Source organism: Cellulomonas sp. Leaf395, assembly GCF_001424125.1.
GTDB lineage: Bacteria > Actinomycetota > Actinomycetes > Actinomycetales > Cellulomonadaceae > Cellulomonas.
The window spans coordinates 94,959-108,798 of sequence record NZ_LMQI01000005.1 but is presented as its reverse complement, the minus strand read 5'-3'; the positions used below and the strand labels follow the sequence as shown (position 1 = coordinate 108,798).

The 13,840-nt window shown below is 72.4% G+C and carries 14 protein-coding genes; 4 read left to right on the top strand and 10 right to left on the bottom strand.

Translation table 11 applies throughout. The features are described from left to right. Window positions 1-59: 59 nt before the first annotated feature. The 4 genes from ASG23_RS15155 to ASG23_RS15140 all read right to left on the bottom strand — a co-directional run bounded on the left by ASG23_RS15155 (window position 60) and on the right by ASG23_RS15140 (window position 5,856). Window positions 60-2,210 carry an amylo-alpha-1,6-glucosidase gene (locus ASG23_RS15155; protein ID WP_056026648.1) on the bottom strand — a complete coding sequence of 717 codons (2,151 nt, stop codon included), beginning with the start codon at window positions 2,208-2,210 and terminating at the stop codon, window positions 60-62. Then, window positions 2,207-3,355: a glycosyltransferase family 4 protein gene (locus ASG23_RS15150; RefSeq protein ID WP_082516265.1), complete on the bottom strand. Its 1,149-nt coding sequence runs from the start codon at window positions 3,353-3,355 to the stop codon at window positions 2,207-2,209. Before ASG23_RS15150 ends, ASG23_RS15155 begins: the two co-directional genes overlap by 4 nt. Window positions 3,356-3,459: 104 nt before the next feature. Continuing rightward, complete coding sequence (gene ligD / locus ASG23_RS15145) at window positions 3,460-5,076, bottom strand: non-homologous end-joining DNA ligase LigD (protein ID WP_056028379.1); 1,617 nt, start codon at window positions 5,074-5,076, stop codon at window positions 3,460-3,462. Window positions 5,077-5,214: 138 nt separating this feature from the next. Then, on the bottom strand, window positions 5,215-5,856 hold the full coding sequence (locus ASG23_RS15140; protein WP_056026645.1) for a hypothetical protein: 642 nt from the start codon (window positions 5,854-5,856) through the stop codon (window positions 5,215-5,217). Between the two features lie 422 nt (window positions 5,857-6,278). Between ASG23_RS15140 and ASG23_RS15130 the strand changes: the two genes are divergently transcribed. After that, window positions 6,279-6,509, top strand: coding sequence for a helix-turn-helix domain-containing protein (locus ASG23_RS15130; protein ID WP_056026639.1), 231 nt, complete (start codon window positions 6,279-6,281; stop codon window positions 6,507-6,509). A 22-nt stretch (window positions 6,510-6,531) separates the two neighbouring features. Here ASG23_RS15130 and ASG23_RS15125 read toward each other — a convergent pair whose 3' ends face one another. The 3 genes from ASG23_RS15125 to ASG23_RS15115 all read right to left on the bottom strand — a co-directional run bounded on the left by ASG23_RS15125 (window position 6,532) and on the right by ASG23_RS15115 (window position 9,715). Further along, window positions 6,532-8,205, bottom strand: coding sequence for a cation:proton antiporter family protein (locus tag ASG23_RS15125; protein WP_056026636.1), 1,674 nt, complete (start codon window positions 8,203-8,205; stop codon window positions 6,532-6,534). A gap of 71 nt (window positions 8,206-8,276) precedes the next feature. Continuing rightward, the gene (locus ASG23_RS15120) at window positions 8,277-8,972 is read right to left on the bottom strand and encodes an ANTAR domain-containing protein (protein ID WP_056026633.1); all 696 of its coding nucleotides are present in this window, start codon (window positions 8,970-8,972) and stop codon (window positions 8,277-8,279) included. After that, window positions 8,969-9,715 carry a GAF and ANTAR domain-containing protein gene (locus ASG23_RS15115; protein WP_056026630.1) on the bottom strand — a complete coding sequence of 249 codons (747 nt, stop codon included), beginning with the start codon at window positions 9,713-9,715 and terminating at the stop codon, window positions 8,969-8,971. Before ASG23_RS15115 ends, ASG23_RS15120 begins: the two co-directional genes overlap by 4 nt. Window positions 9,716-9,884: 169 nt before the next feature. Here ASG23_RS15115 and ASG23_RS15110 point away from each other — a divergent pair, with 169 nt between their 5' ends. Beyond that, on the top strand, window positions 9,885-10,814 hold the full coding sequence (locus ASG23_RS15110) for an ANTAR domain-containing protein (protein WP_056026627.1): 930 nt from the start codon (window positions 9,885-9,887) through the stop codon (window positions 10,812-10,814). Between the two features lie 48 nt (window positions 10,815-10,862). On the opposite strand, the gene ASG23_RS15105 is transcribed toward ASG23_RS15110, so the two are convergent. Both ASG23_RS15105 and ASG23_RS15100 read right to left on the bottom strand, forming a co-directional pair. Then, a complete protein-coding gene (locus ASG23_RS15105) occupies window positions 10,863-11,213 on the bottom strand; it encodes a hypothetical protein (protein ID WP_056026623.1) in 351 nt (116 codons plus the stop codon). Window positions 11,214-11,234: 21 nt separating this feature from the next. After that, entirely contained in the window at window positions 11,235-11,678 is a 444-nt protein-coding gene (locus ASG23_RS15100; RefSeq protein WP_056026621.1) for a hypothetical protein, read from the bottom strand. Window positions 11,679-11,709: 31 nt separating this feature from the next. Between ASG23_RS15100 and ASG23_RS15095 the strand changes: the two genes are divergently transcribed. Together ASG23_RS15095 and ASG23_RS19990 are read left to right on the top strand one after the other, a co-directional pair. Then, a complete protein-coding gene (locus tag ASG23_RS15095; protein ID WP_056026618.1) occupies window positions 11,710-12,471 on the top strand; it encodes a class I SAM-dependent methyltransferase in 762 nt (253 codons plus the stop codon). Then, window positions 12,468-12,620 carry a hypothetical protein gene (locus tag ASG23_RS19990; protein ID WP_157465695.1) on the top strand — a complete coding sequence of 51 codons (153 nt, stop codon included), beginning with the start codon at window positions 12,468-12,470 and terminating at the stop codon, window positions 12,618-12,620. The genes ASG23_RS15095 and ASG23_RS19990 overlap by 4 nt, the downstream gene beginning before the upstream one ends. On the opposite strand, the gene ASG23_RS15090 is transcribed toward ASG23_RS19990, so the two are convergent. Then, window positions 12,617-13,726 carry an FAD-dependent monooxygenase gene (locus tag ASG23_RS15090; RefSeq protein ID WP_056026614.1) on the bottom strand — a complete coding sequence of 370 codons (1,110 nt, stop codon included), beginning with the start codon at window positions 13,724-13,726 and terminating at the stop codon, window positions 12,617-12,619. The genes ASG23_RS19990 and ASG23_RS15090 overlap by 4 nt on opposite strands. Window positions 13,727-13,840 lie beyond the last annotated feature (114 nt).

The window sequence follows — 13,840 nt, the reverse complement described above, 5'->3', positions numbered from 1 at the left end:
CACCGTCACAGCGAGGGTGAGCCTGCTCCCTCGGCGTGCGGCCGGACGACCGACCCGGACTACCGCCGCCCGGGAAGGGGGTCCAGATCGTGCCGCAACGGCCGCGGGGTTCTCGAGAGCGTCAGGCCCTGGGGCAGGTCGACGATGTCCGCCTCGTCGTTCGAGGCGACGTCGAATCGCACGCGAGCGCCCCCGAGAGGCACGTTCTCGACGCGAACGCGACCGAAACCCGGCGGCATGGCGGGCGCCAGCCAGACCGTCTGGTGAGGAAGGCACGGGTCGTACCGCAGGAGCGTCCGCAGGAGCAGGAGCGGGGTGGTCGTCGCCCACGCCTGGGGCGAGCACGACGTGGGGTACGGGACGGGTCCTTCGGGGTACTCGTCCCGCCCGAACCCGCAGAAGAGCTCCGGCAGCCGTCCGCCGAACCGGTCGGCCGCCTCGAACAGCCCCACCGCGATGCGCTGGGCATGCTCCACGAACCCGTAGCGCATGAGACCAGCGGCGATCAGGGCGTTGTCGTGGGGCCACACCGACCCGTTGTGGTAGCTCGCAGGGTTGTACGCGCCCATGTCCGAGCCGAGCGTCCGCACGCCCCAGCCCGAGAACATCGCAGGCGAGAGCAGACGGTCGGCGACCGCCTCGGCCTTGTCCTCGTCGACGATGCCGGTCCAGAGGCAGTGCCCGATGTTCGAGGCGGACGCGTCGACCGGGCGCTTGTCGCCGTCGAGGGCGAGCGCGAACATCCCTCGATCCGGGAGCCAGAAGCGCCGGTTGAACTCGTCCTTCAGCTCCGCCGCGCGGTCGCGCCATTCCTGGGCCGACCGGTCGTCCCCCTGGTGCCGGGCGAGCAGGGCACGCGCGACGTAGGCGGCGTAGACGTACCCCTGGACCTCGCACAGCGCGATCGGTGCGCGCGGCAGGGAGCCGTCCGCGAACGTGATCCCGTCCCAGGAGTCCTTCCAGCCCTGGTTGGCCAGGCCGCCGTCGTGCAGGCGCTCGTACTCCACGAAGCCGTCCCCGTCACGGTCACCGTGGTCGGTGACCCACGCCAGCGCCCGGTCGACGTGCGGCATGAGGGCCGCGAGGTCGTCGTCGGCGAAGCCCCAGCGACACAGCTCCCCGACGAGGCCGACGAAGAGGGGCGTCGCGTCGGCTGTCCCGTAGTACACGCCCCCACCGCCGAGCGCGAGGCCGGTGTCGACGCCGAGCCGGACCTCGTGCAGGATCCGCCCGGGCTGCTCCTCGGTCAGAGGGTCGACCTTCGTCCCCTGGTAGTGGGCGAGCGTCTGGAGGGTGCCGAGCGCGAGCGACTGGTCGACCGGCAAGGCCATGAACGACGCCAGCAGCGAGTCGCGGCCGAACAGGGCCATGAACCACGGCGCACCCGCCGCGACCGCGGTGCGCTCGGGGTGTGCCGGGTCGGTGATGCGGAGCGCGCCCAGGTCGATCTGGCTCCGTTCCAGGATGCGCCGGAGCGACTCGTCCTCGACCCCGACGACCGGCGCGTGGTCCCGCCAGGCGCGGTAGCGGCGCGACGGGACGGAGTCCTCCAGAGGCTCCCCCACCGGGAAGCTGCTCGCGGGCCGCTGACCGTCGACGACCGGGTGCGCGATCACGTGGCCCGTCCACGAGCCGTGGGCCGGCACGGTCACCCGGAACGTGATGCCGCCGAAGTCCAGCTCCCCACCGTCGGACGTGATGACGACGCCACATCGGTGACCGTGCCACTCGGCCTCGAGCACGAGCTCGTGCCCGTCGACCCGGGCGCTGTGGTCCCAGGTCCGCCTGATCCGCCCGTCCTTGACCTCGAAGAGGTCGGCAAAGTCGGCGGCGACGCGGACAGTGAGGACGAAGGTGGCGGGACCGCGCCCGTAGTTGCGGACCAGCACGTCCTCTCGCATGCCCGTACCGACGCGACGCTGGCGCTCGATCAGCAGCTCCGTGTCGTCGAGCCCCTCCCTCGGGTTCCGGCTGACGAAGACCGCACGGAACGGCTCGGGGGTCATGACGGCGAGCGCCTCGAGCGGTCGGTCGTCGAGGAGCACCTGCCAGGCCGAGATGATGCGCGTGTCCTCGAAGAACACACCGTGCGGCCGGCGAGGATCGATGCTGCCGTCGAATCCGGACACGCAGAACGAGGATCCCTCGAAGAGGGTGACGGCGCCCGACCCACCGACCGGACCGATCGTCGCGTCGGGGCTCGCGGTCATGACGAGAGGGATCCGCGCACGGCGATGCCTGGCGCGCCGAGCATGGCGGCCCGACCGCTCGCGACGATGTCGGACGGCTGCTGGACCAGGTCCGGCCACGTCGCGTGCAGCGGCTCCTCCGGCGCCCGCGACGCGATGACCTGCGAGTACAGGCGGACGTGATCGGCCACCATGCGACTCGTGGAGAACCGCTCTCGCGCCGCTGCCCGGCAGGCGCCGCGATCGAGCGACCCTGCCGCCTGGAGCGCGATGACCAGTTCCGGCGCACTGCTCCGCAGGTAGCCGGTGACGCCGTCGTCGACGATCTCGGGGGCGGCGCCGGCCGGCATCCCGACGACGGGCGTCCCGCACGCGAGCGCCTCGATCATCACCAGCCCGAACGGCTCCGGCCACTGGATGGGATTGAGCAGGGCCGTCGAGCCCCCGATGAGCGCGAGCTTGTCGCGCTCACCGAGCTCGCCCACGTACTCGATCTCTCTCGACAGCAGGGGCTTGACCTCCTGCTCGAAGTACTCGTGCTCGCGAGGCTCCCGGAGCTTGGCCGCGATCTTCAAGGGCATGCCGGCCGCGCGAGCGATGAGTGCTGCCTCGCGCGGACCCTTCTCGCGGCACATCCGGCCGACGAAGCTCACGTACCCGCCGTCGCCTGTGCCGACCGGGACGTCGTCCACGTCGATTCCGTGGTGGATCACCGCGGCCACAGGTATGCCGTGAGCCGTGGACGCCTGGTTGTGCGAGATCGCGATGATCGCGACGCCACTCATCGCCTCGTAGAGAGGTGAGAGCGCCGCGTTGAAGGGCCCGTGGTTCGTCGTGACGATCGGGGGGGTCCCGGGCTCGTGCTCGAGCAGGGGTCCCGCGAGAGTGTGGTCGTGGATGAGGTCGAGATCGCGCATCGCCGCGTAGGCGCTGACGACGTGCGTCAGCTCGGAGACCGCGTCGCCCGTCAGAGGACGGTCGGGCGGCGCTGACGCAGTCCCGGGCACCTGCGGTACCGGGCACTCGCTGTTGGCGGCGGCCGCGAGAAGGACCTCGTGGCCCGCAGCCTGCAGACCGCGAGCCAGGCGGTCGATCACGGACTCCGTGCCGCCGTAGGCGGGCGGCGGCACAGGGACCCAGGGTGGGGCGATGATTCCGATGCGCATGGTGTCGTCGACAAACTCTTGGGCGGGTGCGCGCCTCGCCTCGACGCGAGATCCAGCGTACGCGCGGCACCCGGCGCCCGCGCGGCCGGGACGAACGCGCGGAGCTACGCCAACCGGGGCAGCACCTGGTCGGCTGCGAGGACGCCACGGAACGGGTCGCCGCGTTCGGCGATGCGGTCCAGCACCGTGCGGACGGTGAAGGCGGCGGGTCGGAGCCAGGGCGCGTCAAGCTCGTCCCAGGTGATCGGCGCGGAGACCGGGGCCCCGGCCGCGGCGCGCGGGCTGTACGGGGCGACGAGAGTCTTGTTGATCGCGTTCTGCGTGTAGTCGAGGCGCGCCAGCCCTCCCCGCTCACGCACCTCCCATCTCCAGCTCACCAGGTCAGGGATGACCTTCCCGACCGTGCGCGACAGGCGCTCGACCCACGCCCGGGTCTCGTCGAAGCCCGGTCCGGGCCGGATGGGCACCCACACCTGGATGCCGGGTCGGCCCGTGAGCTTGGGGTACGCCCGCACGCCCAGGTGCGCGAAGGCGTCGCGGTGCAGCCGGGCCATCAGGAGGACGTCGTCCCACGGCGTGTCCGTGCCGGGATCGATGTCGACCAGCGCATACGTCGGGCGGTGCGGAACGGCGCTCGTCGAGGTCCACGCGTGCCACTCGAGCGCTCCGAAGTTCGCCGCCCAGACCAGGGCGGCGGCCTCGTCGACCATCAGGTAGGTGGTGGTCTCGCCCGGGTCCGCGTCCGGGTTGTGCCACCGCGCCAACCAGTCGGGTGCGTGATCCGGGACCTGCTTGTGCCAGAAGCCCGGGTGGCTCGCACCCTGGGGGTACCGGTGCATGTTCAACGGGCGACCCCGAAGGTAGGGCAGCGCGATGGGAGCGATCCGCGCGGCGTAGCGGACCAGCTCGCGCTTGGTGACGGGCTCCTCGCCGGCACGGGCGGGGAACAGCACCTTGTCGAGGTTGGTGAGCCGCAGCCGTCGACCGAAGACCTCCCACGGCCCGGCGCCGCCGAGGTCGTCGAGCGCGTCGAGCTCGTCCTGCGTCGGGCCGGCCGTGGTGGTCAGCTCGACGGACGCCTGGGCTGCGGGCAGGTCCGACCGCCACAGCCGGTCGGGCGCCGCCTTCACCTCGTCGTTGGTGCGCCCGCTCACCACCGACGTCGGGTGGTCCTCGGCGTCCCAGCCGTCGACGGCATGCTCGTCACGCTTGTGGAGCAGCAGCCACTGCTCCTTGCCGTTCCGGTCGGCCTCTCCGCGCCGCACGAGCACGAACCGCCCGCGCAGCCGCGAGCCGTGCAGCTCGGCGTGGAGCTCCCCCGCGGCCACGTCGGACACCGGGTCGTCACCCTTGTACGGCTCCCAGGTGCCGCGGTCCCAGACGATCACGTCGCCCCCGCCGTACTGGCCTGACGGGATCACGCCCTCGAAGTCGGCGTACTCGAGCGGGTGGTCCTCGACGTGCACGGCCATCCGTCTCACCGTCGGGTCCAGCGTCGGACCCCGGGGCACCGCCCAGCTGACCAGGACGCCGTCCATCTCGAGCCGGAAATCGTAGTGCAGCCGGCGAGCGCGGTGCCGCTGGACGACGAACCGACGCTGCTTGGGCGCCGCCTGCGGATCGCTCGGTGCGCCCGACGGCTCGGGCGTCCGCCCGAAGTCCCGCATGGACCGGTACGTCTCGAGCTCGGGCGACGTCGAGGCCGGCCGCTCCGTCTGCATCCGCCCCACCGCCTCGAGCCGCAGGGCCGGGACCCACCCGACCCTCGCCTCAGCGTGGCGCACTCGCCACCGTGACGCGCGGCGGCGCCGGGTGCGGGAGCCCTGCGTCCCACCGGACGCCGCGATGACCGAGCAGAGTCAGACGAGCTTCGGGAAGGTCAGCAGGAGAGCTGTCGCGGCGACGAAGAGAACGATCCCGAGACCGAGCAGGACGAGGCGCCCCCGCGGGGTCCGCATCCGCTCGGAGATCGCCGTGAAGAACAGGACCGACGCGAACGCCACCGTGAGCACGGTGTAGTTGTCTCCGCGCTGGTTGTCGGCGAGCGCCTGCTCGAACTTCGCGTCCGCTCGCCGGTCGGCGTCGGCGGCCTCTGCGAGCTCGGGGATGGCGTACTCCGGCATGTCGAACGGGGAGAGCGGCGCGTCTGGGTTCTTCAGCGGCTCGAGCGCGATCCACGCGTCGAACGCCGTCCCGAGCGGTTCCGGGAAGCGCGCCCGCAAGAAGTCTGCGACGGGCACCTGCTGCGAGCCGGTCGCCTCGACCCACTGGGCGAACAAGGACGCCTGGATGTCGAGCTTGCGGTTGGCCACACCTTCGAGCCGGCTCGCCTCGATCCTCGCGGAGGAGGCCTGGCTGAACGAGATCGACATCGACCCGCCCCACTTGCTGGCCTGGAACCCGACCCAGGCGGTCAGGATCGTGGTCACCGAGAGGAGCACGACGACGACGACCTCGCGCCAGTCCACTCCCCGTTCGTCCTGCTCCGCGACGATGCTCACGTCGGGAGTATCGACTGCACCCACCCGGATGGCGCGCAGGCTCGGGCCAGCGCCGCTCGTGTCGATCGATCTGGCGCGGCGAGAGCCCGCCACTCCCGACTCAGCGGCCGGCACCGAGGTTCCCGGCGAGCCGCGCGTGACGTTCGACGCGTCCCGCTGCCACGCAGAGATCCCGGGCAGCGTCATCTGGAGCGCGCAGCCCTGCGCGGGAAGGGGTGGGGGCTCGTCGTCCCTCGACGGCCGACAGAGCCTAGCCGTCCCACGCAGAGCACGTTGCCGACCAGATGACGCAGATCGACTCGCATCCGGACTCATATTCACCCGTTTGCACGCCGATAGAGATTGTGAGGCAGACGTCGGGCACCTCCGTCAGGCGGGACGGCCTCCCGAGCGGAATCGACAACCCCCGCAGGAGGAACACCATGAGCAACCAGCACACCGTCCCGATGCCCACCATCGGCGCGAGCGCCCTGACCCAGCGCGAGCGCGTCGTCATGGGCGAGCTCGCTGAGGACATCACGCTCGAGGAGATCGCCGCCCGCCTGTGGGTCACCCGCAACACGGTGAAGTCGCAGCTGCGCAGCGCGTACCGCAAGATCGGCGTGTCCACCCGCGCCGAGGCCGTCGCCTGGGCACGGGCGCACGGCATCTGACACTGCGTAGGCTCCGCGAGCCCTAGGCAGGCTCCGCGCGGCGCTCGAGCGGGTCGAGGACGTCCCGCTCGTCGCCCGGTCGGGCCGGCGGGCGAGGGAACGGCTGAACGCCGTCGCGTCCCCGCAGCAGCACCTCCGCGGCGTGGTCCGCGAGCGCGAACCCGGCCGAGCCGTACAGGTGGAACACGGCGTCCGCGCCGTGGCGCTCCAGCTCGGCGACGTCGTCGTCGTACCGCGCGACGGCGGCGACCTTGCCCGTGAAGCCGGCGGCCTGGAGTCGCGCCAGCGCGATCAGGTTCGCGTTGTGGAACGGCATCGCGAGAACCGCCATCTTGACCCGACCCGCACGCTGGACCCGGTTCCAGAACTCCAGGTCGGTGGCGTCGGCGCGCACGACCTCGTAGCCCTCGTCCTCGAGCGCGAAGACGCGGGTCTGGTCGTGCTCGACGCCGACCACGGACAGCCCGTACTCGTCGCGGAGCCGCGCGTAGGTGGCGGCGCCGACCCGGCCGAGCCCGAGGACGAGCGCGTCCGCGTCGCCGACGTCCACCAGGCGGTCGTCGGGGTGCAGCCGGTCGCTGTCGCGCGCGGGGAGCAGACGCGACAGCCGGGAGGCGAGCTCGACCCCGCGGCGGTTGACGATCGCGGACAGGCCGAAGCTGAACGCGACGGCGAGGGAGACCACGACCACCCACTCGTCGTCGAGCAGGCCGGTGCTCGCGCCGACGGCGACGACGATGATCCCGAACTCCGAGTAGTTCGACAGGACCAGACCGGCGAGGAACGAGGTGCGGCGGCGCAGGCGCATCAGCCACAGCACGACGGAGTAGGCCGCGACCTGGAGCGGCAGGAGGAGCAGCAGGAGGAGCGCGAGGCCGGTCTCCAGCAGGTGCGGGGTCCCGTGCAGCCCGATCTGCACGAAGAACGCGACCAGCATGAGGTCCTTGAACGTCATCAGGGACCGGGACAGCTCTCCGGCCTGCGGGTGGGACGCGAGCAGCACGCCCACGATCAGGGCGCCGACGTCGCCGGCGATGCCGACGAGCTCGAACAGCCCGTACCCGAGCACCACGGCGACGCACACCCCGAACAGCGCCTGCAGCTCGCCGTGCCCGACGCGGTTCCAGATCAGGTGCAGCACCCGCCGCCCCGGGATCAGGACGAAGAGCAGCAGGGCCCACGGGCTCGGGGGCTCGCCGCTGGACAGGGACAGGAAGATCACTGCGGCGACGTCCTGCATGACGAGCACGCCGACGGCGATCCGCCCGTACAGGGCGGTGGTGTCGGAGCGGTCGTCGAGGACCTTGACGACGAACACGGTCGAGGAGAACGACAGCGCGAACCCGACGAGCGCGAGCGCGCCGAACGACTCGCCGGCGAGGAAGCCGAACCCGATCACGGCGAGCAGGCCCAGGAACCCGAGCGCGATCGCGACACTGAGCGCCAGGTGCACGACCGTGGTGAGCCAGATCTCGCGGCGCAGCAGGGTGCGCACGTCGAGCTTCAGCCCGATCGCGAACAGCAGCAGGACGACCCCGAAGTTGGCGATCGGCTCGAGGTACGGCAGCTCCGGAGCGCCCGCGGCGCCGAGGGCGAAGCCGGCGGCGAGGAAGCCGACGAGGGGCGGGAGGCGCAGGAGCACCGCGATGAACCCGCCGACCAGTGCGACGCCGAGGTAGAGGGCCGCTACTGCCATGAGGTTCCTCTCGCCGGCACGTGGAGCGCTTATCTTGCCTGGTCCACCGATCCCGCCTGCCGGCGGCGGGGTCAGCGCGCCTGTGCGGCCCGGACCACGTTGTGCGCGACCTGTGCGAGCGTCGTCCCGTTGACGGCGGAGCGGGCGATGAGCTCGTCGTAGGCGGCGGCCATGTCCAACCCCAGCTGGACTCCGAGAACCCCCTTGGCCTGCTCGACGACGACCCGCCCTTCGAGCGCCGCCGTGATGCGCTCGGTGAGGTCCTCGTACCCGAGTGCGACCGGCTGGACGATGGCCAGGGTGGCGAAGTCGGCGAAGCTCTGCGCGAGGACGGCCGACGCTGCACGGAGCTCCGCCTCGGCGACCGCGAACAGGTTGAGGGCGCCGATCGCGTGGCCGCGCCAGTGCATCGGGAACGCGTGGACCGACGCGAAGCCGGCGTCGACGATCTCCTGTCCGACGTCGGCCCAGCGCGCGACGATCTGGTGGCGGCCGACGACGCTGGTCGACTCTCCCGTGCGGGTCGCGTCGACGCACGGCCCCGCCTCCCGCTGCGCCTGGTACACCTCGAGCTCCTCGACGCGGTGGGAGGTGGCGCTCAACAGCTCGACCCCCCCGTCGGCCCGCACCATGAGGGCTGCGGCGTCCGCCGGCGCCAGCTGCGCGCAGTCGGACACGAGGCGCGCCAGCAGACCGGTGATCTCATGATCCTCGACCAGCGCGCTCGCCACGTCGGCGAGCGCCTGGGCCGACGTCCGTGCGGTCATCGTCCACCCCTTCCCGTGCTGTCGTCGGGGGTTGTCCCGTCGTGCGTGACGTCCTGGTGCGTGTTCGTGAAGCTCAGCTCTCGGTCGACGACTGCCCTGGCGATCTCGTCGAGCGTCGCGCTCTCTGCGTACGCGTGGGCCCGCAGGATCGCGAGCGCGTCGCCGGGAGCGATGGCGAGCTGTGCCACGACCATGCCGGTCGCCTGGTGCACGCGCGCGCGGTCCGACCAGGCGGCGAAAGCCACCGTGCCGGTCGTCGCCGTGTCGTCGAGCAGAGCGGCCCCCACGGCGTCCGCCAGGAACTGTGCGTCGTCCAGACTCTGGCTGAGCGCGCCACCGGCACGGTAGACGGTGATCACCCCGATGGTCGTGCCACCGGGATGCATCGGGATCGCCCAGACGGTGAGCGGGCCGGCGATGTCCCCGGCGAGCTCGGTGAACATCGGGAACGGGCCGCCGCGAGCGCCGTCAACGTGGGTGACGACGGCGCGGCCTTCGCGGAACGCCTCCTGGCCGGGGCCCTCGCCGAGGACGTCCTGCAGGTCCTCGATCCGTGCCGACGTGCCGTTGGACGTACTGACGGTGAGCCGTTCGGGGCGGGTCGACGCGAGCGTGATCGCTCCCCCGTCGGCACCGAGGATCTCCACGCACGCGATGCACAGGCGGACGGCGAGGGGTTGGTCGCGCGCCCCGGCGGCGACCGCGCCGGCCAGCCGTGCCAGGACCGTGCTGCGGTTGGTCACGGCCCCTCCCCGATCCGGTCCATGTGCCCATCCTCCCGCACCACGACGCGGATGTCGGGCGGCGGAAGGCATAAAGTGGGAGTCACCATCCCCGCCGTGATGAGCGTCCTGAGGTTCGGGAGGGGCCTCGTGTTCGGAGCTGTTCACGGCGCGAGCACTGGGGGTTGCGATGACCGCGACGAGCACGCAGGTGGGGCGCTTCCGCTTCGACCGAGCCAGCGGTCGTTGGTGGTGGTCCGACCACATGTTCCTCATCCACGGCGTGCAGCCGGGTGATGTCGTCCCCACCAGCGAGCTCCTGCTCACCCACGTCCAGCGGCACGATCGCGCCGAGGTCCGGGAGGTTCTCGACCGGTCGGTGGACGAACGCGACCCGCACGCGTGCCACTACCGCCTTGTGGACATGTCCGGTGCGACCCACCGCGTCGTGCTCGCTGCCGCCTGCGACGGCGACGGCGGCGTGAGCGGCTTCCTGGTCGACTTCACTGCGGCGCACGACGCGCTGCTGGCCGAGCGGGTGAACGCCGAGCTGAAGCTCGCCCTGGAGTCCCACGCGGCGATCGACCAGGCCAAGGGCATCCTCATGCTCACCTACGGCGTCGACGAGGACGCGGCGTTCGGCATCCTCAAGCAGAGCTCGCAGCGACACAACGTCCGGCTGCGCGAGGTCGCGGGCAGGGTCGTGCAGGCGGTGGCCGTCGGACTCGGGTCGATGACGCGCGAGCTTCTCGACGAGACACTGTGCAGAACGTCCGTCCAGCAGCCGCCACCGACCCGTTGTCGGCACCTTGATGTGCAGACCGTGTGCGGTGGCGACGAGTCGATCGTGCGCGTCTCGGGGTCGGTCGACCTGTCCAACCGGGACGAGCTCGCCGACGCGATCACGCTGACGATGCTCGGGGCTCTGGACACCGGGCGGGTCACCGTGGACCTGCGCGGGGTGGGCCGCATCGGACCCGCGGTCGTCGACGTGCTCACGGCCGCCCTGCGCCGCAGCACCGCGCAAGGCATCACGCTGACGATCGTCGGCGGTGGCGGCCCCGGCGGTGCCCCGGCACCGGCGTCCACTCACCGGTCGTCGATCTCGTCCCGCAGCTGACCTGCAGGGCCGCCGGCGCGTCGCCCGCGTCGGCCGACGAACCGAGCGCTACCCGCTGACCCGATCGAGGTGCTGCAGGAGCTCGTGCGCCGCGAGCTCGACGTCCTTGTGCCGCCACTCCGACGCACGGTAGACGCACGCGATCAGGGCGGAGCGGTGCACCCGGCGGTAGTCGCCCGCGACGAACGCGTACCGCGCCTTGGTCCCGTCGGTGGCCCCCACCGTCAGCCCGAGGTGCCACGAGGCGTACTGCTCCCACGTGTGCTTCTCGAGGAAGTCGTTCTGGGCCGCCGTGTCCGGCTGCGCCTCACCCCAGTCGCTGTCCAGGACGTACTGCCGCGCGTCGATGAGCCGGCGCACGTGCTCCACGGCCTCGGAGTTCAGCTCGTACTGAGCCACAGGTCGATCCTGCACCCGCCGTCACACGGTGCGCAGCACGAGCAGGAACTGACCGCCGCCCGGCTCGACGTCGGCCGTCACCCGCAGGCCGGGCGCGAAGCGCGAGAGGCGGTCGACCAGCCACGTCGCGGCGGCCTCACCGTCCGCGCGGGTGGGGCAGCGACCGACCACCTCGCGGCCGCCCTTGCGGGTCAGCCGCTCGGCCGTCGCCACGATGGGGGCCGGCTCCACCACGAAGAGGTCCGGCGACCAGGCGACGACAGGCTTCACCGCTCCCTTCTTCGTGTTGCAGGCGCGGTGCGCGAGGCGCTCGGAACCCGGGACCGGCTTCTTGCCCTTGGGGGTCGCACCCCCGTCGATGCTCGGGCCGCGGTCGGCGTTGACGGACGCGTCCGGGTCGACCGGCTCGTCGCACAGCCAGCATCGCCATCCGTCGCGTTCGCCGACCTCGTGAAGGGTGCTCATGGCCCGGAGACTACGGCGCTACCGTCGGTGGATGGGTTTCGACGTCACCCCGGAGGTGTACTTCCGGTTCATGGGCCGGTTCTCCGAGCCGCTCGCCGCGAGGTTCGCCTCGGCGCTGGAGATCCCCGCCGGTGCGCGGGCGCTCGACGTCGGCTGCGGTCCCGGAGCCCTGACCGCCCAGCTCGTCGCCCGCCTGGGTGTCGACGCCGTCGACGCCGTCGACCCGTCCGAGTCGTTCGTCGCGGCAGCGCGCGCCCGGTTCCCCGGCCTGCGGGTCATGGACGGCGTCGCCGAGTCGCTCCCCCTGCCCGACGACTCCGTGGACCTCGCGGTCGCCCAGCTCGTCGTCCACTTCCTGCCGGACCCCGTGGCCGGGCTCGCGGAGATGGCCCGGGTGACCCGGCCCGGTGGCGTGGTCGCGGCGAACGTGTGGGACCACGCCGGAAACGGCGGACCTCTCGACGCGTTCTGGCACGCGGCGCACGACCTCGACCCCGCTGCGCCCGGCGAGGCTGCCCTGCCGGGGACGCGGGAGGGGCACCTCGCCGAGCTCTTCCGCGCGGCCGGCCTCCGGGACGTCGTCTCCTGGAGCGAGACGGTCGGCGCGCGCTACGAGACCGTCGACGAGTGGTGGGCCACCTTCACCCTCGGCGTCGGCCCCGCGGGCGCCTATGTCGCGTCGCTGGGTGACGCCGAGCGCGAGGCGCTCAGGGCACGGTGCGTGGCGCTGCTCCCGGCGGCGCCGTTCGAGATCCCCGCCGTGGCGTGGTGCGCGCGAGGGACGGTCGCATGACCCGCCACCTGGTGGACGGCGACACCGGCCCGGCGGCCGAGCTCCTGCAGCGGGCCGTCGGCCTCGACCCCGGGAACGAGGACACGACGGCGCTGCTCCGGGGCCTCGTCGCCCGATCCCGCGTCATGCGCGGGCTGCTCCGCACCTAGGCCACGGGTTCCCGGAGCGGCCCGTACGTCGCGGCGTACGTGCGTGGTCCGAGCACGGGCGCGAGCACGTCGCGCAGCTGCTCGGGCAGACCCGCGAGCCGGCTCATCCGGTCCGTCATGGCCTGCACGTGCGCCACCCGTGCGCCGCGCGCCCGGAGGAGCTCGTCGCCGACGCCCGACCGGTCCTCGCGGTCCAGCAGCCTCGCGAGCACGAGCGCGTCCTCGAGGGCGAGCGCAGCTCCCTGCGCCCACACCGGGCCGGTCGCGTGCGCCGCATCGCCGATCAGCACGATCCTCCCCCGGCTCCAGCGGTCGCACCGCACCTCGTCGACGGGCGCCGGGTACAGCGTCCCCGCGCCAGCCACCGCCGCGTCCACCGCGGCCCGGACCACGGTGGGGAAGCCCGTGAAGGCGGTACGGAGCCAGGTGGCGGTCGCGTCCGTGCTACGTCGGGTGCTCGAGGCGTAGCCGTACACGCGTCCGGTGTCGACCGGGATCAGCAGGAGCGTGCCGCCCGCCCCCGACCATGCGGTCCAGCACTCCACGCCCGGGTTGGCGACGACGAACCGCCAGCTCGACCGCGTCATCGCCGAGGGCTTCGGGACCTCCCCGCCCACCGCGCTGCGCACCCGCGACCGAACCCCGTCGGCGCCCACGACGAGGTCGTACGCCTCGACCTTCCCCGACGCGAAGGTGATCCGTGCGTCCGCCGACCCGTCCTGCACCGACTCCACCGCACCGCCCCAGCGGATGTCGGTGTCGATGCCGCCGCGCAGAACCTCCAGCAGGTCACCGCGGTGGACGCAGACCGAGGGATGGCCGGCGCCCCAGAACTGCTCCTCGTCCACCGCGAACAGCAGGCGGCCCGACGCGGTCCGGTACTCGCGACGCCGGACGCGGACCCCGCGAGCCACCACCTCGTCGGCCACCCCCAGCGCAGCCAGTGCCGCCACAGCGTTGCCCGGCAGGTTCAGCCCGAGGCCCTCGTCGTCGGACGGTGCAGCCCGCCGTTCGACCAGCGAGCACGACCGCCCTCGTAGCGACAGCGCTCTCGCGAGCGCCAGACCCGCGACGCCCGCCCCGACCACCAGGACGCCCTCAGCCATCGCGATCGCCGCGCTCGAGCAGCTGCACGTGCAGGCGTTCACGGACGCGCATCGCTACGCGCTCGTGCCCCGCCCGGTCCGCGCACGTCGCGAGCCCGTCCAGGTCCGTATCGC